The sequence below is a fragment of the Microbulbifer echini genome (genome assembly GCF_041447225.1).
Classification (GTDB): Bacteria; Pseudomonadota; Gammaproteobacteria; order Pseudomonadales; family Cellvibrionaceae; genus Microbulbifer; species Microbulbifer echini.
This window is the reverse complement of record NZ_JBGMEL010000003.1, coordinates 1-18,364: the sequence shown is the minus strand read 5'-3', so window position 1 is coordinate 18,364 and position 18,364 is coordinate 1. Positions and strand designations below refer to the sequence as shown.

General features: G+C 49.7%; 18 protein-coding genes and 1 tRNA gene. 13 read left to right on the top strand and 6 right to left on the bottom strand.

Translation table 11 applies throughout. The features are described from left to right. Positions 1-18: 18 nt before the first annotated feature. Positions 19-693: a ribonuclease T gene (gene rnt / locus ACCI51_RS03865; RefSeq protein ID WP_371842666.1), complete on the top strand. Its 675-nt coding sequence runs from the start codon at positions 19-21 to the stop codon at positions 691-693. 185 nt (positions 694-878) lie between these two features. After that, the gene (locus ACCI51_RS03860) at positions 879-1,073 is read left to right on the top strand and encodes a hypothetical protein (protein ID WP_371842665.1); all 195 of its coding nucleotides are present in this window, start codon (positions 879-881) and stop codon (positions 1,071-1,073) included. A gap of 143 nt (positions 1,074-1,216) precedes the next feature. On the opposite strand, the gene secF is transcribed toward ACCI51_RS03860, so the two are convergent. The 4 genes from secF to queA all read right to left on the bottom strand — a co-directional run bounded on the left by secF (position 1,217) and on the right by queA (position 6,509). Next, on the bottom strand, positions 1,217-2,218 hold the full coding sequence (gene secF / locus ACCI51_RS03855; protein WP_371842664.1) for a protein translocase subunit SecF: 1,002 nt from the start codon (positions 2,216-2,218) through the stop codon (positions 1,217-1,219). 11 nt (positions 2,219-2,229) lie between these two features. After that, on the bottom strand, positions 2,230-4,098 hold the full coding sequence (gene secD / locus ACCI51_RS03850) for a protein translocase subunit SecD (RefSeq protein WP_299583694.1): 1,869 nt from the start codon (positions 4,096-4,098) through the stop codon (positions 2,230-2,232). Between the two features lie 204 nt (positions 4,099-4,302). Next, a complete protein-coding gene (gene tgt, locus ACCI51_RS03845) occupies positions 4,303-5,421 on the bottom strand; it encodes a tRNA guanosine(34) transglycosylase Tgt (protein WP_455363771.1) in 1,119 nt (372 codons plus the stop codon). Positions 5,422-5,435: 14 nt separating this feature from the next. After that, positions 5,436-6,509, bottom strand: coding sequence for a tRNA preQ1(34) S-adenosylmethionine ribosyltransferase-isomerase QueA (gene queA / locus ACCI51_RS03840; protein WP_371842662.1), 1,074 nt, complete (start codon positions 6,507-6,509; stop codon positions 5,436-5,438). 178 nt (positions 6,510-6,687) lie between these two features. Here queA and ACCI51_RS03835 point away from each other — a divergent pair. The 7 genes from ACCI51_RS03835 (at position 6,688) to ACCI51_RS03805 (ending at position 13,564) form a co-directional block, all read left to right on the top strand. Continuing rightward, positions 6,688-6,774: transfer RNA gene (locus ACCI51_RS03835), tRNA-Leu, on the top strand. A 163-nt stretch (positions 6,775-6,937) separates the two neighbouring features. Next, positions 6,938-8,176: a tyrosine-type recombinase/integrase gene (locus tag ACCI51_RS03830; RefSeq protein ID WP_371842661.1), complete on the top strand. Its 1,239-nt coding sequence runs from the start codon at positions 6,938-6,940 to the stop codon at positions 8,174-8,176. A 16-nt stretch (positions 8,177-8,192) separates the two neighbouring features. Further along, positions 8,193-9,203: a DUF6387 family protein gene (locus ACCI51_RS03825; protein WP_371842660.1), complete on the top strand. Its 1,011-nt coding sequence runs from the start codon at positions 8,193-8,195 to the stop codon at positions 9,201-9,203. 133 nt (positions 9,204-9,336) lie between these two features. Next, the gene (locus ACCI51_RS03820; RefSeq protein ID WP_371416934.1) at positions 9,337-9,585 is read left to right on the top strand and encodes a helix-turn-helix transcriptional regulator; all 249 of its coding nucleotides are present in this window, start codon (positions 9,337-9,339) and stop codon (positions 9,583-9,585) included. Further along, on the top strand, positions 9,585-10,073 hold the full coding sequence (locus ACCI51_RS03815) for a hypothetical protein (protein WP_371842659.1): 489 nt from the start codon (positions 9,585-9,587) through the stop codon (positions 10,071-10,073). Before ACCI51_RS03820 ends, ACCI51_RS03815 begins: the two co-directional genes overlap by 1 nt. Further along, the gene (locus tag ACCI51_RS03810; protein WP_371842658.1) at positions 10,063-10,494 is read left to right on the top strand and encodes a hypothetical protein; all 432 of its coding nucleotides are present in this window, start codon (positions 10,063-10,065) and stop codon (positions 10,492-10,494) included. The genes ACCI51_RS03815 and ACCI51_RS03810 overlap by 11 nt, the downstream gene beginning before the upstream one ends. A 241-nt stretch (positions 10,495-10,735) precedes the next feature. Further along, positions 10,736-13,564 carry a DUF927 domain-containing protein gene (locus ACCI51_RS03805; RefSeq protein WP_371842657.1) on the top strand — a complete coding sequence of 943 codons (2,829 nt, stop codon included), beginning with the start codon at positions 10,736-10,738 and terminating at the stop codon, positions 13,562-13,564. A gap of 322 nt (positions 13,565-13,886) precedes the next feature. Here ACCI51_RS03805 and ACCI51_RS03800 read toward each other — a convergent pair whose 3' ends face one another. Then, positions 13,887-14,504 (bottom strand): integron integrase, encoded by a 618-nt coding sequence (locus ACCI51_RS03800; RefSeq protein WP_371842820.1) that lies wholly within the window; start codon positions 14,502-14,504, stop codon positions 13,887-13,889. Continuing rightward, complete coding sequence (locus ACCI51_RS03795; RefSeq protein ID WP_371842656.1) at positions 14,492-14,872, bottom strand: phage integrase N-terminal SAM-like domain-containing protein; 381 nt, start codon at positions 14,870-14,872, stop codon at positions 14,492-14,494. The genes ACCI51_RS03800 and ACCI51_RS03795 overlap by 13 nt, the downstream gene beginning before the upstream one ends. Positions 14,873-15,212: 340 nt before the next feature. Between ACCI51_RS03795 and ACCI51_RS03790 the strand changes: the two genes are divergently transcribed. The 4 genes from ACCI51_RS03790 (at position 15,213) to ACCI51_RS03775 (ending at position 18,295) form a co-directional block, all read left to right on the top strand. Continuing rightward, on the top strand, positions 15,213-16,679 hold the full coding sequence (locus ACCI51_RS03790; protein WP_371842655.1) for a hypothetical protein: 1,467 nt from the start codon (positions 15,213-15,215) through the stop codon (positions 16,677-16,679). A 101-nt stretch (positions 16,680-16,780) separates the two neighbouring features. Then, positions 16,781-17,320 carry an NMCC_0638 family (lipo)protein gene (locus ACCI51_RS03785; protein ID WP_371842654.1) on the top strand — a complete coding sequence of 180 codons (540 nt, stop codon included), beginning with the start codon at positions 16,781-16,783 and terminating at the stop codon, positions 17,318-17,320. Positions 17,321-17,375: 55 nt separating this feature from the next. Further along, positions 17,376-17,696: a hypothetical protein gene (locus tag ACCI51_RS03780; RefSeq protein WP_371842653.1), complete on the top strand. Its 321-nt coding sequence runs from the start codon at positions 17,376-17,378 to the stop codon at positions 17,694-17,696. Further along, on the top strand, positions 17,678-18,295 hold the full coding sequence (locus tag ACCI51_RS03775; protein WP_371842652.1) for a hypothetical protein: 618 nt from the start codon (positions 17,678-17,680) through the stop codon (positions 18,293-18,295). Before ACCI51_RS03780 ends, ACCI51_RS03775 begins: the two co-directional genes overlap by 19 nt. Positions 18,296-18,364 lie beyond the last annotated feature (69 nt).

The following is an 18,364-nucleotide window of genomic DNA, read 5'->3' as shown; positions in this document are numbered from 1 at the left end:
GATTTGCAAGGACCCAAAGTGACCCCCGCGGAAGAACCCACAGGACCCAAAAGCCCCCTCGCCCAGCGATTTCGCGGTTTTCTGCCGGTCGTTATCGACCTGGAAACCGGCGGCTTTAACGCACGCACCGATGCCTTGCTGGAGATTTCGGCGGTGATCCTGGATATGGATGAGGATGGCAAACTCTTCCCTCTGGAAACCCACAGTTTCCACCTGGAACCTTTCGAGGGCTCCAATGTGGAGCAATCGGCCCTGGACTTTATTGGCATCGACCTGGAGTCCCCCGAGCGTGAAGCCTGGCCCGAGGAGATTGCGCTGCCGGAATTATTCCGCCAGATACGCAGTGCGATAAAAAAACACAGCTGCACTCGCGCCGTAATGGTGGCCCACAATGCCCACTTCGATTTGGGCTTTGTCAACGCGGCCGTCGAGCGTTGCGGCGTCAAGCGCAACCCCTTCCATCCCTTTTCCTGCTTCGATACCGCCACCCTCGCCGGCCTCGCCTATGGTCAGACCGTATTGGCCAAAGCCTGCCAGGTCGCCGGTATCGAATTCGATAACAGCTGTGCCCACTCGGCCGAATACGATGCGGAAAAAACCGCAACCCTGTTCTGCGGTATCGTCAACAAATGGCGAGACATGGGCGGCTGGCCGGTGACCAATACGGAACTCCTGGAGCAGGAGACCGAGTAAAAAATCTGTGCGCCGCCGGGAGGATTAGCCATCCCCACTGAACCGGCTTTCCCCCGGCGACAGCACAGCTGATATCCATCCCCACCCAACCAACCCCACCCTGTGAGCACAGCTTAAGCAGTTGGGTGCTTTTTTATGCAATTTGCTGTATGATGACTGGCCAAATCCAAAACCGGACAGTCAACGTGGCCAAAAAAGCATCTTCGTCTTCCAGTCGCAAGCAGGCTACCTCCCTAGAGACCAGCGAGAGCATTGAGGCACAAGTACAGGCTTTCTTGGCCAAGGGTGGTGAGATTGAGCAGGTCCCCAAGGGAATGAGTGGCCAGACAAACACCTCCGGCCCCAAGCATATTACCCTGGGCAAAAAACCCCGCGCTTAAAAGCCCCTTTTCCAGCCCCCCCCTTGCCGAAGCCCAAACGAAAAGGCCCCGGCATTACCCGTCTCTACAACTTGAGAAACGGTGCCGAGGCCTTCTTGAAAGGCCGCCAATGGCAGCCAGTTCAATTCAGTCTTGAATTTAAATCAGGGCATCTCTTCCAGCTCTGCGCCTTCTTTTACTGGCGGCATCAAGTCTTCCTTAGAAATCTTCATCGCCATCAGCACATTCGCAGCCACATACACAGAAGAGTAAGTACCCACAACTACCCCGACAATCAGAGCCAGGGAGAAGTTGTGAATCAGCTCTCCGCCGAAGAACTGCAGCGCCCACAGCACCAGCAAGGTAGTAAACGAGGTCATAAAGGTTCGACCCAGAGTCTGACTGATCGAGATATTGATAATCTCCTCAGATTCAGCTTTGCGCACCTTGCGGAAGTTCTCACGGATACGGTCTGACACCACGATGGTATCGTTCAGGGAGTAACCGATCACCGCCAGTACCGCAGCCAGCACAGTCAGGTCGAAATCCAGCCCCAGCAGTGCAAAGAAGCCCAACACGATAATCACATCGTGCGCCAGGGCGGCCACAGCACCGACCGAAAACTTATACTGGAAACGCAGGGCCACGTACATCATGACCAGGGCCAACGCCACCAACATACCCAGACCACCATCGTCGCGCAGCTCGGCCCCCACTTGCGGGCCGACCAGCTCAACTCGGCGCAGGGTAACCTGGCCCTCACTGCCCGCTCGCAACACCGCAACCACCTTGTCGCCAATGGGCGTGGTGGTTTCCTGGTCGGTAGCACTGATACGGGTCTCTTCCTCGGCAACTTCCGGGGGCAGCTTGATCATCAGCTCATTATCGGAGCCGTAGTTCACCACCGTCGCCCCCTCAAAGCCGGCATTGTCCAACTGGCTGCGCACATCATTGATAAACGGGGTAACTTCGTAACCCACTTCAACCTGAGTACCGCCGGTAAAGTCCAGACCGAATTTCAGGCCTTTCGCGGCCAGAATACCGATCGCTGCCAATACCAACACAACCGAGATCATCGCCGCAATTTTGCGCCAACGCATAAAGTCGTATACGCGCTTGCCCATGTACTCAGTAATCTTGCCGTTTTCCACTTTGCTCTCACTCATGGCCAGTCCCCTTAAATCCAGAGTTTCTGTACACGGCGACCGCCGTAGAACAAGTTGATGATTGCGCGCGTGCCCATAATGGCACTGAACATGGAGGTGAGAATACCGATAGACAGGGTAACCGCGAAGCCCTGTACCGGACCGGAGCCGATGGCATACAGAATGACCGCCACGATCAGGGTAGTGATATTGGCGTCCACAATTGTGCTGTAGGCGTTATCGAAGCCGGCACTAATGGCCGATTGGGGAGGCATCCCATTCCTGAGTTCCTCCCGTATTCGCGAGAAGATCAGCACATTGGCATCCACCGCCATACCGACCGTCAATACAATACCGGCGATACCGGGCAGCGTCAGGGTGGCGCCGAGAATCGACATCACGGCAACCAACAGGATCAGGTTGATCGCCAGAGCCAGGTTCGCCGCCAGGCCGAATACCCGGTAGGAAATCAACATACAAATAATAACCGCGAGCAGGCCAATCTGCACAGATTGCACGCCCACCTTAATGTTGTCGGCACCGAGAGATGGCCCGATCACACGCTCCTCAACGAAGTACATGGGAGCCGCCAGGGCACCGGCACGCAGCAGCAGAGCCAGCTCCTGGGCTTCCGCCGGGCTATCCAGACCAGTGACCCGGAACTGCTTACCCAACGCACTCTGCACGGTGGCGAGACTGATGATCTTTCTGTCTTCAGTCCGAATTTGCTCGATAATCTCATTACCTTCCGCATCGATTTTGGTCTGCGGAGTAAAACGGGTCTCGATAAACAGAGTGCCCATGCGGCGGCCGACATTCTTCCAGGTCGCGCGGTGCATTAATTCACCGCCGCGGGAATCGAGGGTGATATTTACCTGGGGAAGACCGCTCTCATCGTAACCGACACGGGCATTGGTGACGCTGTCGCCCTTGATAATAATCTTGCGCTCGAGCCAGGCACCGCCGTACATCTGTTGCTGGCGCTCACCGCGGTATTCGAAATATTCTTTATTGGTAACCAACTCATCGGGGCTGGCTTCCATACGGTATTCGAGGTTCGCTGTCTTACCGATAATACGTTTGGCCTCTGCGGTATCCTGCACACCAGGCAGCTCTACCACGATGCGGTTGCGCCCCTGACGCTGCACGATCGGCTCGGCTACACCCAGTTCATTCACCCGATTGCGCAGGGTGGTGAGGTTCTGAGAAACCGCATAATCTTCCAGCTGCTTGATCTCCTGCTCAGACAGGGTCGCGCGGATTTCCAGGCTCTCACCACTGCCGGATTCACGCAGCTGCAACTGGGGGAATTCTTTGCGCATGGTGGAGAGGGCCAGGTTGCGCAGTTCGCCACTGCGGAAGCGCGCCACAATCTCGCGGTCGTCGACCAGATCCACACTGCGATAGCGAGCCTTGGCCGCGCGCAACTTGGTTTTCACATCCTGCGCATAGCCTTCCATATTGGTTTTTACGATGGTGTTGGTATCCACCTCCATAAGGAAGTGCACACCACCGGCGAGGTCGAGACCCAACTTCATGGGGCTGGCGCCGATATCGCTCAACCACTGGGGTGTAGTGGAGGCCAGGTTCAGGGCAACGACATAATCGCTGTGTCCCAGTGCCTGCTGGATTGCGCGCTTGGCCGGCAGCTGCTGATCGATGGACTCGAGGCGGATCAGTATGGCCTTATCGCCCACCTCGCCACCAAAGTGCTCGATACCCTCTTCATCCAGGGCCTTGCGCGCCTGAGTGAGGACACGTTCATCCATCACCAGAGCGCTGGACTGACCGGAAATCTGCACTGCAGGGTCCGGCTTATAGAGATTGGGCGCGGCGTAGATCAGGCCGAAGGCCACAACCGCGAGAATCAGAAAGTACTTCCAGATCGGGTAGCGATTCATGCTGTTCTCATTGTTCTAGTGTGACCCCGAGGGCCGGTAAAGCTTGGCAATTTGCCTGGATATGTGGGCACACCGTGCAGATTGCAAGGTGCCGAGCTCCCGCAAAAGGTGGGCCGATTATACGGAGATCAGGGAGCCGAACAAATGACAGGGGCACAGCGATGCGCTCGACTGCACCCCAAATAGGATAAAAATGCCGCCCGACTAGGCCTGTAGCGCGGGCACCTCGCGCCCAAGACCGCGGTAGAACTCCGCGACATAGGCCTCCAACTCATTGGCGGCAATGGCATCGCGCAGCTTTTGCATCAGGCGCTGGTAGTGGCGCAAATTGTGAATCGTATTCAGTTGCGCACCGAGAATCTCACCACAGCGATCCAGGTGATGCAGGTACGCGCGAGAGAAATTCTCACAGGTGTAGCAATCGCACTCTTCCTCCAGGGGGGCCGTATCATGACGGTGCCTGGCATTGCGGATTTTCACCACCCCTTCAAAGGTAAACAGGTGGCCGTTGCGCGCATTGCGCGTGGGCATCACGCAGTCGAACATATCCACACCGCGACGCACCGCCTCGACAATATCCTCCGGCTTGCCCACACCCATCAGGTAGCGCGGCTTGTCTTCCGGCATTTTGTGCGCCAGGTGATCCAGCACCTTGATCATCTCATCTTTCGGCTCACCCACCGATAGGCCACCAATGGCATAGCCATCAAAGCCGATTTCGGTCAGGCCGCGCAGGGACACATCGCGCAATTCCGGGAACATACCGCCCTGCACAATACCGAACAGCGCCGACGGGCTATCGCCGTGGGCCTTCTTGGAGCGCTCCGCCCAACGCAGGGACAACTCCATAGACTTGCGCGCTTCATCGGTAGTGGCCGGGTAGGGGGTGCACTCATCGAAAATCATCACAATATCGGAACCCAGGTCCCGCTGAACGCGCATGGATTCTTCCGGGTCCAGGAATACCGGGCTGCCATCAATCGGCGAGCGGAAAGAAACCCCCTCTTCCGTAATCTTGCGCAGCTCACCCAGGCTAAACACCTGAAAACCGCCGGAGTCGGTCAGGATCGGGCCGGACCACTGGGTAAAATCGTGCAGGTCGCCGTGGGCTTTCACCACTTCGGTACCCGGGCGCAGCATCAGGTGGAAGGTATTACCCAGAATAATCTGCGCACCGATACCCTCGATATCCCTCGGCAACATGCCTTTCACGGTGCCATAAGTGCCCACCGGCATAAACGCTGGGGTTTCCACCACACCGCGAGGGAAACGCAAACGGCCACGACGGGCCTTGCCATCAGTGGTATCCACTTCAAACTGCATAAAACATTCGCGGCTCACTGGGTATCTCCTTTCGCTGATGCGACTTCTTCTTTTTTGGCATTGGGATCGCGGGTAATAAACATGGCATCGCCGTAACTAAAGAAGCGATATTGCTCCTCTACTGCGGCCTTATAGGCGGCCATCGTATGCTGGTACCCCGCGAAGGCACTCACCAGCATCAATAAGGTGGATTCCGGCAGATGGAAGTTGGTAATCAACTTATCCACAACCTGGAATTCATAACCGGGATAGATAAAGATATCCGTCTCCCCCACCGTGGCCTGCAACTGGCCGCTGCGCGCCGCACTCTCCAGCGCGCGCACGCTGGTGGTACCCACCGCAATCACACTGCCATTGCGCGCGCGGCAAGCAGTTACCGCATCCACCACTTCCTGGGAGACATCCAGCACTTCGCTGTGCATCTGGTGCTCATAAATATTGTCTACGCGCACCGGCTGGAAGGTACCGGCACCCACATGCAGGGTCACGAAGACAACCTCCGCCCCTTTATCCCGCAGCGCACCGATCATTTCATCGTCAAAATGCAGCCCCGCCGTTGGCGCCGCAACGGCGCCGGCATTGCGACCGTACACGGTTTGGTAGCGCTCCCGATCGCTGGCATCGTCTTCCCGATCAATATAAGGAGGCAGCGGCATATGGCCGAGGCGATCCAGAATCGCCAGCACACCCTCTTCTTTGGGAAAGGACAGCTCAAACAGTGCATCCTTTCTGCCGGTCACCTCGATACGGGTGCCGTCCTCGAGGACGATGGTGGAACCGGGCTTGGGCGACTTACTGGAGCGTACATGGGCCCAGATATCCGTTTCGTTGAGCACCCGCTCCACCAGGATTTCCAGCTTGCCGCCGGTCTCCTTTTGCGCGAACAGGCGCGCAGGAATCACCCGGGTATCGTTAAAGACTATTAGGTCGCCGGCCTGTACCTGGTCGAGAATATCTGGGAACTGCCGGTGTACGATGGCCCCACTGGGCCCATCCAAACACAAAAGACGGCTACCGCGACGCTCCTCAGTGGGGGCGCGGGCGATCAGCTCATCGGGCAGATGAAAGTCAAAGTCCTGACGCTGCATGGAATCCTGGAAAATTAGAAATACTGGAGAGGTGGCGAAGGTTATAGGAAATTTTAGGAGCTGTTAACTGGGACGACAGAAAATGCGCTAAGTTATTGAAATCACTGGTTGACCCTGGCCAAAGCATTGCTATAATCACGCCCTCTTCGCACCGACCCCAAGGTCGCGCAGCGAAAGTGCCAGAGTGGTGAAATTGGTAGACACAGGGGATTCAAAATCCCCCGCCCTTAAAAGCGTGCCGGTTCGAGTCCGGCCTCTGGTACCAAATCAAGATCCGAGAAAGTTCGGAATCGTTCAGAAAGCCCCGTAAATCGGGGCTTTCTGCTATCTGGAACGTACACACCCTTCCGCTCTAGTTCATTGTCATCCGGTGCTATCTGGTGCTACATTTGGTGCTACCTGGTTCAATTTAGAAACTGGTAGCACCAATGGCCCTTACAGATACCCAAATCAAACAGGCCAAACCAAGCGACAAGGATCAGTGGCTTACAGATGGGCAGGGATTACGCCTGCTAATCAAACCCACCGGTTCCAAGTATTGGCGGCTTAAGTACCGCTTCCAAGGAAAGCAAAAGACGCTCGCCTTGGGAGTTTACCCGTCTGTGACCCTCAAGCAGGCAAGGAAGAAAGTAACTGAGGCAAAGCAGTTACTTGAAGAGGGACGCGATCCCTCTGCACAAAAACGAGTAGAAAAGCATCAAGTACGAGTCAATATTGACCTGAGCTTTGCTGCTGTTGCGGAAGAGTGGTGGAAACACCAGAAAGGGACCTGGACAGAAGAGCATGCCAGCCGTGTATGGACCCGGTTACGGGATAACACCTTCTTTCGAATAGGGCAAAAGCCAATTGCCGATATTCATCCCCAAGATGTAATTGCCATTGTTCGCGATATTGAAGAGCGGGACGCAATGGATGTTGCTCAGCGGGTTCTGCAAGATATTCGTCGGGTTTGTCGTTATGCAGTGCAAATTGGCAAACTCACTCACAACCCCGCCAGCGAATTAACTGGCATTCTACGTGGCCGTAAAAGTAATCACAGGGCCTCCCTTCCCCGCGAAGAATTACCCAGTTTTTTAAAAGAACTGGACTTTTATCAGGAGCGCGGGCGAGCTCTAACCAAGCTAGCTATACAGCTATTAATCCTTACCTTTGTTCGACCTGGCGAATTGCGTTGTGCGCGCTGGGAAGAATTCGACTTCGAATCTGCTCTATGGCGTATCCCTGGCGAGCGTATGAAGATGGGAACGGATCATATAGTACCGCTATCTACCCAAGCCTGCGCTGTCTTGGAGGAATTAAAGCCCATCAGTGGCCAATATCCTCTGCTTTTCCCCTCTGAACGCGAAAGGGCCCGGCCCATGTCCGATAACACTATGCGCAAGGCAATTTTTAAAATGGGCTGGGATGGCTCCCAAGAGGGAAAAAGTAAAGCAAATCCCCATGGCTTCCGCGCTACTGCTTCCTCAATCCTGAATGAGACCGGCTTTAATCCTGACGCTATTGAAAGGCAGCTTTCCCACATGGAGAGGAATGGGGTACGGGCTGCATATACCCACCACGCTCGTTATATGGATGAGCGAAAAGAGATGATGCAATGGTGGGCAAATTACCTTGATGAGATGCGGGGAAGCGGGAAGGTTGTCCCAATTTTTGCAAAGCAGAGCTAATAACAGAGAGATAGGTATGACATCTTCTTTCCTAAAAGCTAGGGAGCGGTTTCGAATTGATGACTATAAAAAACTTAATAAGCAACCAGACAGGACGCTATTTGAGTTTCTGGCATCTCGATCAAGTACTTGCTCTTGGTTATCACATTTGACCGGAGGCAACTTATTTAAACTGAACGTTTGTGACTTAGAAATTCCAGAAGAGACGGAATTCCCTTTCCTTGCTTTTAGGGAGGACGATACCGAGTATAAGAAACTTAAATCCTTTGATATAAGTGAGTATCTCTCTTCTGACCAAGGTGTTGAAGAGACAATTGATTCTTCAACATGGACTCCCACTTGGTTAAGGTCCCAGCAGTATGTTTACTCTTCAGTCAAACCTATGGGGGTTGGGGACGTAATTCGGATGTTCGATGATCTTGGAGATGGAGCACCAGAAGGTTTCTCTGAAGAGGAGTTTGCTGAGGATGTAGCTGAATCGAGAGCTAGGTATCGACAGAATGAAGAAATCTATCCTGAGCTAGAAAAGACCTCAATTGATCAATATTACCGGGAAGCTTTTGGCTACCATGATGGCCTTACAGCTCTGACTATTGATTTGGCAGCAAGAGATGATCAGATAATTGGAGAGCTTAAAGAGCTACTACCAAGACTAAGGGAATTAATACAGCTAGAGCCCGACCGTGCCTACTCTGCTAATCGTAAAGAACAGTTATTTTTAGGCCCTTCGTTACAGAAACGCGATACCCGCCGAATTGATATGGATAAGGTAAGAGACTACCGTGTTCCTGCATTAATTGATCTGTATATCTGGTCTATTGTTGAGGGGGAGCACTTATCTAATGCAGATTTTTTGAGGCTAGTATTTCCAGGTGACACAAGAGCCGATGAGCTGGTTAACGAAGATAAGATTAAAAAGGTTTGCTTGCCATACGCTTTCCGCTGTATGAAAACTGAGCTGCTATCTACTCTCCATAGATCCTTAGACTGGGAAGAAAAAAAGAATTGGAAAAATAGCATTTCTTAAACTTCCGAAAAGTGGCGCTGCTTAAACTTCTGAAAAGTGGCGTTTCTTAAACTTCCGGTAAGCCCCGTTTGCAATTGATTCAATCTCCTCACCGCCACAGACGTTCACTGTGGTTTATTAAAGGAGATTGAATGTGACCCTCTCAAATACTCACCGCCAAGTGCCAGATGCTGTATCTAGCCTCACGAATGATCCTATTTTGCGCCTACCCGAGGTAGAGCGTCAGACTGGACTCAAGAAGACTTATATCTACGCCCTGGTGAAAAAAGGCGAATTCCCCACCCCTATCAAACTTGGTGAGCGCGCTAGTGGTTGGCTCTCTTCTGAGGTCTGCCAATGGGTGCAAGATCGAGTTGCCATTTCTCGTGCGGGAGGTAAGTAATGACTCTTCGCGCCTACTCTCCCTACACACACCAGCAAGTAGCTGAATTTGCTCGAAGCTATCGGAAAACAGAAAGCGCTGAGTTTGAGCAGAAAATACTTCTCTCAAATTCAAACCTGAGCCCTGAAGATCGGAAACTCTTCCTCAGCTCTATCATGGAGACATTTGATATGAGCTGTCCTATCCCTGGTTATGAGTTGCTTTTGTTTCTATGGCCAACGGGTGAAGCAGCGTTTCTAGCGGTAGGTTCTGACTCATTTAACCCTATTGTTGATCAGCAACATGGGCGTGCCCATTGGTATCTCTCCTCCCCTAATACAACAGTACTAGGCCTTCCTGACACAGAAGTAGTGAACCTTTATCGCCTTAGAGCAGGTCTCTCTCTGGGAGGTTGGTTAGTTTGGGATGGTATCCAACTCGAATACCACCCATCTGAGGAAGCTGATGCCCTAGAGCTTCGCAATGGAGGGCTTAAAAATGTCAGCTAATATACGTGCCCTCGCCATGCCATATTGCCTAGATTTACAACCGTGTGGTCGCTATGCATTACTGAATCGCAAGTATAAGCCAGTTGGTTTTAGCAGCAGATCATTTGTCTACTATGAAGAGTACCCTGTACTTTTCAACATCAGAATTACACCCAAAAAAGCAGCAGCAATCTCCCTGAAAGGAGATCCTGATCCGAGGCGAATTATTCTTTATAACGATGGTTGTATCCCTACCACTAACTCGGAAACCTGGCTTTTTTATCAAGCTAAATTAGCGATCTTGGCGCGATTACATCATTACAGTGATGATGAATATCACGAACAGGACAAAGCAAAACGTATCCGTCTAGCCAACTTACGCGATGCAAAACGGTTTACGGAACCTAAGGGCGTAGCGGTTTCCCTACCGCCAAATTTATAACCACGGTAAATAAGACTATTGCCTCTATTCGGGGCGATCTTACCCCCTCTTTAAAAAAGGTGTTACAGGTGTGCAAGTGTTACAGCATGGCTGAAAGCCTCGTATTTATTGGCTTTCCGCTGTCACACCTTTCTGTTACCCCAAGAGTGTTACAGTAAAAAGGTGTAACAGGAGTGAGGCCCGCAGTTCTGTTGGAAGCCTTATGGGGCGGGGGTTAAAGCTAAAAATATAAGGAAAGCTAATGGCACGCTTTGATATTAAACGAGTGGCAGACTTCGCCCTTGATCGGGCTGATGAAGTATTGGCGCACTGGGCTCCAGATGGCTCATGTCAGGGAGCTGAATATATTGCTCTTAACCCAACTCGATCCGATAGCAGCAAGGGGTCCTTCTCTGTAAATCGCAATACCGGTGCATGGGCGGATTTTGCATCGGATGAAAAAGGTGGGGACCTCGTATCCCTGGTTGCCTATCTTGAGCGGGTAAACAATGGAGAGGCAGCGCAAAGGCTTGCTGCTTTTCTCGGACTCTCTGAAGGGGAATCTATACCGCCTAGCCCAACAAACAAGGCGAAACCCAAAAAGCCAGCCGGTAACTCCTGGGAAGCCGTATTGCCGGTGTCTATAGAAGCAGAACGGTCTTGCCCAACAGCTCATCCCCATAACGGTAAACCCTCTAAAGTTTGGGAGTACCGGGGACAGTGCGGCTCACTGTTAATGAAGGTAATGCGTTTTGACATTCAGAAAGATGGTACAAGATCAAAAGACTATCGCCCCTTAACCTATTGTCGGGATTCGAATAGCCGCAATTCGTGGAGATGGAAACAGCCGTTAAAAAGCCGACCACTCTATAAGCTGGATCTATTAGCAAAGCGCTCTAAGGCTTCGGTATTGCTAGCAGAGGGAGAAAAGGCTGCGGATGCAGCTGCTGACCTGCTACCGGATTATGTTTGCATGACTTGGCCCGGTGGTAGTAAAGCATTGGGCAAGGCAGATTTTAAGCCTCTCCATGGGAAAGAAGTGATTCTCTGGCCCGACAATGATGCAGCAGGTAAAGACTGTATGCTCAAGCTGGCTGCAATCCTACAGGCTATGGAGTGTAAGGTTTCAATGGTGTGTTTGGAGTCCTTAGGGCCTAAGTGGCCAGCAAAGGGGGATGCTGCTGATGTGGAGGCGCTCGGTATTACAAGAGAGCAGCTTGCCGCCTTAATTGCCAAGGGACAATTTTTAAAGCCTTATCAAGTTGAGGGGTTGGCAGATAAAGCACAAGAAAGTGAAGGCAGTGGTGAAGGGCCCAAGTCTGGTCAATTCATAGTAAATGATCGAGGGGTATTCTTCCCAGTTCAGGGGGCAGATGACGAGCCTTCCTTAATGCGAATCTGTGACCGCCTGGATGTGCTTGCGTTAACTCGTGATCCCAAAGGGAGAAACTGGGGCATGTTGGTTCGCTTCCTTGACCCTGATGGTATCGTTAAAGAGTGGAATATACCCAGTGAGTACCTAGCGACCGAGGGCGGTGCAGAAGTGCTTAAGCAGCTATATAGCATGGGACTCCGCGCTGAAGCTGGGCAGCAGCCAAGGCGTAGAATTATTCAATATCTGCAAACGACAAAAAGCCCTAATCGCTATGTTTTAGTGAACAAACTGGGCTGGCATGGCAATGCATACCTACTACCGAATGAAACCCTGGGAACCCCTGTAGAGCCTCTGTATTTTTACTCCACAAGCCCAGATCTCAACAAGATAAAGTTAAGTGGTGAGCTTCAGCAATGGCGTGAGCATGTAGCGAGCTATTGTAAGAACAATACCCGATTGTTATTTTCGGTTTCAGCGGCATTTGCCGGGCCCCTACTAAATCTCATTGGTATGGAAACGACCGGCTTTCACTTCTTTGGTGATAGCTCCCAAGGCAAAACGACCCTGCTAAAAGTAGCTGCTTCAGTGTATGGCGGTCCTGATTTTGTTCGTACCTGGCGCAGTACGGATAACGCACTAGAGAGTATTGCTGCCTCCCACTCTGACGGCCTTTTAATCCTTGATGAGATCAGCCAATGCGATCCCCGTATTGTGGGGGATATTGCCTATATGCTGGGAAATGGCACTGGCAAGGCAAGGGCTAATGATCGCGGAGGCGTACGCGGGAATGCATTTGAATGGAGGCTTGTCTTCCTATCTACAGGAGAGCGTACGCTTGATCAACAGATGGCTGAAGTGGGCAAGAAAGCAAAAGCTGGGCAAGAGGTTCGGCTACTGGCTATTCCCTCGGATACAGGGAGCGGAGCCGGTATCTTTGATGAACTGCATGGGTTTGCTGGTGGTGCTGCGTTATCGCGTTATATGGTTGAGAAAGCTTCCTTGTTCCATGGAGTACCCCTTTATACGTTTATCAGAGAGCTTTGCGCTAGCAACTTGGAAAAGCTGGCAAGCCAGATTCGCCGAGAGCTTGTGAACTTTGCCGCAGAGCTGTCTGATGATGTAAGTGGTCAAGTACGCAGAGCAGCAGACAAGTTTGCTCTTGTTGGCTTTGCCGGAGAGCTGGCTTCCACTGCGGGAATTACAGGCTGGACTAAAGGTATGGCTATGGAAGCGGCCAAATCCTGTTTTAGTGCTTGGGTATCGGCCCGTGGCGGTGTTGGAAACCTGGAGGACCGGCAGACCTTGTCAGCACTGAGATTATTTTTTGATCTCTACGGAGAGTCCCACTTTACCCGCTGGGATCGAGAGGACTTTACCGCTGATGATCACACTGTTCGCACCCTGAAGCGCTGCGGCTACCGGAAAACGCTACAAGACAGTAATGCCCTTGAGGGACAGGCTTGCTCTGAAACTGTTTACTACGTTTACCCGGCCACTTTCAAAGCTGAGGTTTGCAAGGGGCTTAGTGATCGCAAGGCGAAGCAACTACTGGCCGCCTGTGGTGCTTTGGAGCGTGATGGCAACGGGAAATTCTCGATACCAACGCGTTTGCCAAACAGTGGGCGTAACCCTGAGCGGGTGTTGATCATTCGACCTCACTTGATTCCTGTTGAAGATGATGGAGAAAAGGGACTACTTACGAAAAAGGCCGCGTAGCCCATACCGTTTACAGGTGTTGTAAACGGTGTGCAGCCGTTTACACTCTCAAAATAAGTAACTGCCTATTTGGTAAACAATTAGCTTGTAGGGGATAAACCCAAAGCTTGCCGGTGGCTTTAGTTGGCCAATTTCAAAGTGCACTCTATTTGCAGCTTTGCGGACCAGACTATGTGTAATCGTGTACTATCCACCCAGATATTCAAGCTTTACACAAAGCCTGCCCCAGTAGACGATGCCTCTTCGGTATTAAATTAATTTGGCATTTAAAGGTTTTAGAATCAAACACCAACATTTTACTATTCTATCTTTTCAATTAGGATTACAAACGGTCTGTGGGGCTCAATACACCTTTGCCGCCCCGATTCACAACATGAGTGTAAATCTCCGTAGTGGATATATCCGCATGCCCTAGTAGCTCCTGAATTGTCCTAAGATCGTAGCCAACTTCTAATAGGTGAGTGGCGAAACTGTGCCGGAATGCATGTGCTCTGGGCGGCTTGTTGATGCCAGATTCCTGCACAGCACGCCGTAACTGCTTTGCAAGTGCCGAAGGATGAAGATGATGCCGTCTTATCACGCCGCTACGGGGGCAAGGGCCAACGCGCGAAGCTGGAAACAAGAATTGCCAAGCTGTGGTACGGGCAGCAGAGGGGTACTTCCGCTCTAATGCATCCGGCATATAGACATCCCCATAGCCATTTGCGATATCCCATGCATGAGTCATTTCGACCTGTTGAATTTGAGTGCGCAGGTCAGGTATCAGGCCTTGTGGAAGTATTGTGGTTCGGTCTTTATTACCTTTGCCTCCCCGTACGAACACATTGTTACTGCCAAAATCGATGTCCTTAACTCTCAATGATAAGAGTTCGGCACATCTGAGCCCTGTGCCGTACATTAGTTTAACTTGAAGGCAGTAGACACCTTTCAGCTTTGAGATAATGGCTCTAATCTCTTCCCGACTGTAAACAATTGGAAGGCGACGATGTTGCTTTGCAGGCGAAAGCCAATGTTGGAAGTATCAACCCCCAAAAAACGTTTATAAAGATATACCAGTGCATTTAGCGCGATCCGCTGGGTGTTAACTGAACAATGCCGATTTACCGACAGGTGGTTTAGGAACGCCTCGACCTCGGCAATACCGATTTCCCGAGGGTGTCGTAGTTTATGAAAGTGAATAAAGCGTTTTATCCAGTGAACGTAAGTCTGTTCAGTCCGATAGGCTAGACCTGCCTCACGAATATGAAGTCGAATGCTGGGGATGAATTTGGTTGAATGCCTGGGAAGCCTGTGACGAATATCATCCATGATTGTACCCTCACAACTGTATATAAACACAGTTATGGGTGCAATAATTACAGGTGTCAAGCCCCGAATTATAGAGCCATGGCTGACATCCGCAGAAAGGCTCCCCCTAACTTATTGATTTAATTGCGGGTAAAATGTGTTCAAGAGCAGGAGGTGTTACCAGGCGACTTGAGCCGATGGCTTACTATCTCTGGTTATTATTTGATCGTAAATTTATAACCTACTGTAAATAAAGGCTTTTTTACATAGCTTGAAGGGTCTACTTCAGAAATAGTGGCCAAATCGATAGTGAGCCACTGGCTCTTTAATAAACTGTTATGTTCCCGAAGGAATTTGAATTATGGCGAAGCCTTCGAAGAAGGAAAAAAGAAAGCAGAAATCAAAGGCTAAAGCTAAGGCTGCTCGCCGCGCGGTGCATGATAGAAATCGTGAAAGAAAGTTAGCAGAGAATATTCTTAGATTTGGCAAGAAATTAACACGAAGGCAGTTTGATGCGTATTGTTACTGCCGAATGCCCTTAGTACGCTTTACTGCAGAGGAGATCGAGTGGTACTCGCTTTTTGATAATAAGCTTTTGGGGATCGTTATTAGAGATGTGACAGATAACGATTATGGATTCATCGTACTCGGTAGGGATGCGAGAAGGTTATTTCGTTGCATCGAGGTTGGTAACGAGTTTCATGATACTCCAGAAATGGCCCGGAAAGCTCTAGCTAGAAAGATTTCTCAGGATTATTTAGGAAAGACTCAGGATATATACCCACAAGGCGACGAAACTGATGCTGGGTTTGACCTATTTACAGATGTTATTCCTGAAAATGAGCAGCATCATGGCTACAAAATACTTAAGAATGAACCTAGATTTGAGGCAGCTAGGAATATCATATCTGAAATCGTGAATTCGTTTGTTGATAACGACGGGCATTTCGAAAGAGAATTTCAGTCGGTTAACTTCCAGGCTAGATTATGGGAATTGTATTTACATATATACATTCATAATGCGGGTTTAATGGTAGAAAACAATCACCCAGCACCTGATTTTGAAGTTTCTTTCTTTGGAGAAAAAATATTTGTTGAGGCCGTGACAGTTAATCCATCTGAAAATGCAAATCGCCCTGATTTACCTCCTCCTCAGACACATGAAGAAATTGAGGAAAGACTAAACGATTTTATGCCTATAAAATTTGGAAGTCCCCTTTACAGTAAACTGCAAAAAAAGTACTGGGAAAAAGAGCATGTCGCAGGAAAGCCAATTGTTTTAGCAATTCACGACTATCACAACGACAATGCGATGACATGGTCAAGAACGGCTTTGTCAGAATATCTATACGGGATAAGAACACGTATTGTTGATGGGAAGCCTTTTGTAGAGGATATAGAAAAACATAGCTGGGAGGGAAAAGAAATACCCTCCGGATTTTTCTATCAAGACGAAGCTGAAAATATAAGCGCAGTACTATTTAGCAATCAGGCAACAATTCCAAAGTTTAATCGCATGGGGAAAATCGCAGGTTTGGGCAGTGCTGATGTCAAGATGATTCGAAATGGCTTCTTATATAATCCAGATCCAGAAGCTATTCATCCTATCCCATTCTCCAAAGATTTAGATGATCCAGATTATGAAGAATCATGGTCAGATGGGCTTTTAATGTTCCACAACCCAAATGCTAAACACACTGTAGATCCAGATGCATTCTCTGATATTAGTCATATATTCTACTCGAAAGATGAAGGCTTTTATGGATATCATCAGCCCTACGATGTTCTTGGTTCAATAACAGTAGTCATTACAGAGGCCAAAGAATGAACATAACAAGCGGCTGCTGTCGGACTGGCAAAAGCTGCGGCTTCGCCTCCACTTTTGCCAGCCGCAGAGCCGAGCGTTAGGCACCAATACAGAGAGGGATAATGAAATACTTTATAGTTTTACTAATCACTTTATTTACTTGTTTGTCGCAAGCGTCTCAGGATAGCGCAGAATCATTGGCGCTTCGTAAGTCCTATCCAATTCAACTTTATATGGGGGCATGTGTTACGTCTCGAGCTCAACCAGCACAAGTTGAGAGCCAGGCAAAGGAGATGGGATTTCTTGAGGCTGAAACTGAAGTGGCGCGCCAATATTTACAAGGCCATAAAGGAAAAGCATGGATTTCCAGAAATGAGTACGGAAATTTTGGTATTGCAGCACAGGATAGAGGTTTATGTTCCGTCTTTATTCATCAGGGCAGCCCTGAGAAACTCATAGCTAGTATGGAAGCATGGTTACCCCCAGAGGGAAGTGGCTTCAGTTATGAGAAAGAAATTATTTCTAAATCTGGCCCGTTAAAAACCACTGCATACAAAATATTTCGCGGCACAAAGCTAGTTGAACAGTGGGTAATTACTTTATCTAGCCAACCAAATTCTAAACTAGTAGTAATAATGTCTTATGATACATCGCAAGCCTAACAAGCAAAGGCAGCGGATAAACCGCTGCTTTGGGCGTTAAGTGTAAGGGGAAGTTTTGGCAGTACACCTAAAAAGATTACTTGGAATTGTTCCTTTGCTGCTAGTTGCCATATTCCTTTTTGGCTACCCATTTGACAAGGTAGATGAAGTAAGCATTACCATCACAAAAAATGGATATACTCTTGACGGGCAGATGCTACCTTTCCATCAACTAATTAATCAGCTTAAAGGTTATGAAAAAGCAATTACTATTGATGTTTGTGTTGAGCACAGTGCGCCAACTGAGTTTCTAGAAAGGTATATAGTAGAAGCTAAAAGCATAGCAGTTGTGAACAAGGGCTACGAAAGCAGATCGGAATGTGTACCATCCACTTAACAAGGCCAAGCAGCATCAGTCGCTTTGCTCCTTGGACAGCCTTGCCGTTGCGTTTTTTGTGCATGGCTTCGCCATTTTGGCACAAAAAACACAACAACAAGTCTGCCGCTGTTGGCGACGTTAACTGTATGAAACTAGCACCAGCATTATTATTAGCAATATCGGGGAGCTGTATGGCGGAGATTTTCATTGAGCAAAGAAACGACACATCTGGTCGTTTTGCCATAATCGAAGAAAATGAGAGCAGCGCCTGGCTTTATCTGACTCCAACTTCCGGAAAGGGAATTGATCGAGATGCCTTCATATATTCGCCTATTGAGCCTGCAGATAAACTCAATATCGATGAGATAAAGGATGGTGGTACTCCTATTTTAACCAAGTCAGTTGCATCAGAGTCTGCAGTCCTTAACAACATTGGCGATTCTGAGTTGTCCATTAAATGGTCGAAAGATGGGCATTCTGTAGCTGTTTTCTACAAAAACGAAGCAATTGCATTTATCGCTGGTAAGGAGAAAAGTAGCTATTCGAAAGCTCTTTCAAAAGAGAGCTTTTTTGGCAAGCCGTGGGATCAAAATGTATATAGAGCCACATTCGAGTAAAACAGTTAACAAGTGACTATGGTTCTTCGTCAAGCTTTTAAGCCATATTTTCATCCCAGTATGTGTTGT

Excerpts from the sequence above, each read along its gene's own strand:
- ACCI51_RS03815 (WP_371842659.1), top strand. The coding sequence starts at position 9,585 with ATGACTCTTCGCGCCTACTCTCCCTACACACACCAGCAAGTAGCTGAA.
- ACCI51_RS03830 (WP_371842661.1), top strand. The coding sequence starts at position 6,938 with ATGGCCCTTACAGATACCCAAATCAAACAGGCCAAACCAAGCGACAAG.
- ACCI51_RS03825 (WP_371842660.1), top strand. The coding sequence starts at position 8,193 with ATGACATCTTCTTTCCTAAAAGCTAGGGAGCGGTTTCGAATTGATGAC.
- secF (WP_371842664.1), bottom strand. The coding sequence starts at position 2,218 with ATGAGTGAGAGCAAAGTGGAAAACGGCAAGATTACTGAGTACATGGGC.
- queA (WP_371842662.1), bottom strand. The coding sequence starts at position 6,509 with ATGCAGCGTCAGGACTTTGACTTTCATCTGCCCGATGAGCTGATCGCC.
- ACCI51_RS03785 (WP_371842654.1), top strand. The coding sequence starts at position 16,781 with ATGAAATACTTTATAGTTTTACTAATCACTTTATTTACTTGTTTGTCG.
- ACCI51_RS03790 (WP_371842655.1), top strand. The coding sequence starts at position 15,213 with ATGGCGAAGCCTTCGAAGAAGGAAAAAAGAAAGCAGAAATCAAAGGCT.
- secD (WP_299583694.1), bottom strand. The coding sequence starts at position 4,098 with ATGAATCGCTACCCGATCTGGAAGTACTTTCTGATTCTCGCGGTTGTG.
- ACCI51_RS03775 (WP_371842652.1), top strand. The coding sequence starts at position 17,678 with ATGTGTACCATCCACTTAACAAGGCCAAGCAGCATCAGTCGCTTTGCT.
- ACCI51_RS03805 (WP_371842657.1), top strand. The coding sequence starts at position 10,736 with ATGGCACGCTTTGATATTAAACGAGTGGCAGACTTCGCCCTTGATCGG.
- ACCI51_RS03795 (WP_371842656.1), bottom strand. The coding sequence starts at position 14,872 with ATGGATGATATTCGTCACAGGCTTCCCAGGCATTCAACCAAATTCATC.
- ACCI51_RS03810 (WP_371842658.1), top strand. The coding sequence starts at position 10,063 with ATGTCAGCTAATATACGTGCCCTCGCCATGCCATATTGCCTAGATTTA.
- tgt (WP_455363771.1), bottom strand. The coding sequence starts at position 5,421 with ATGCAGTTTGAAGTGGATACCACTGATGGCAAGGCCCGTCGTGGCCGT.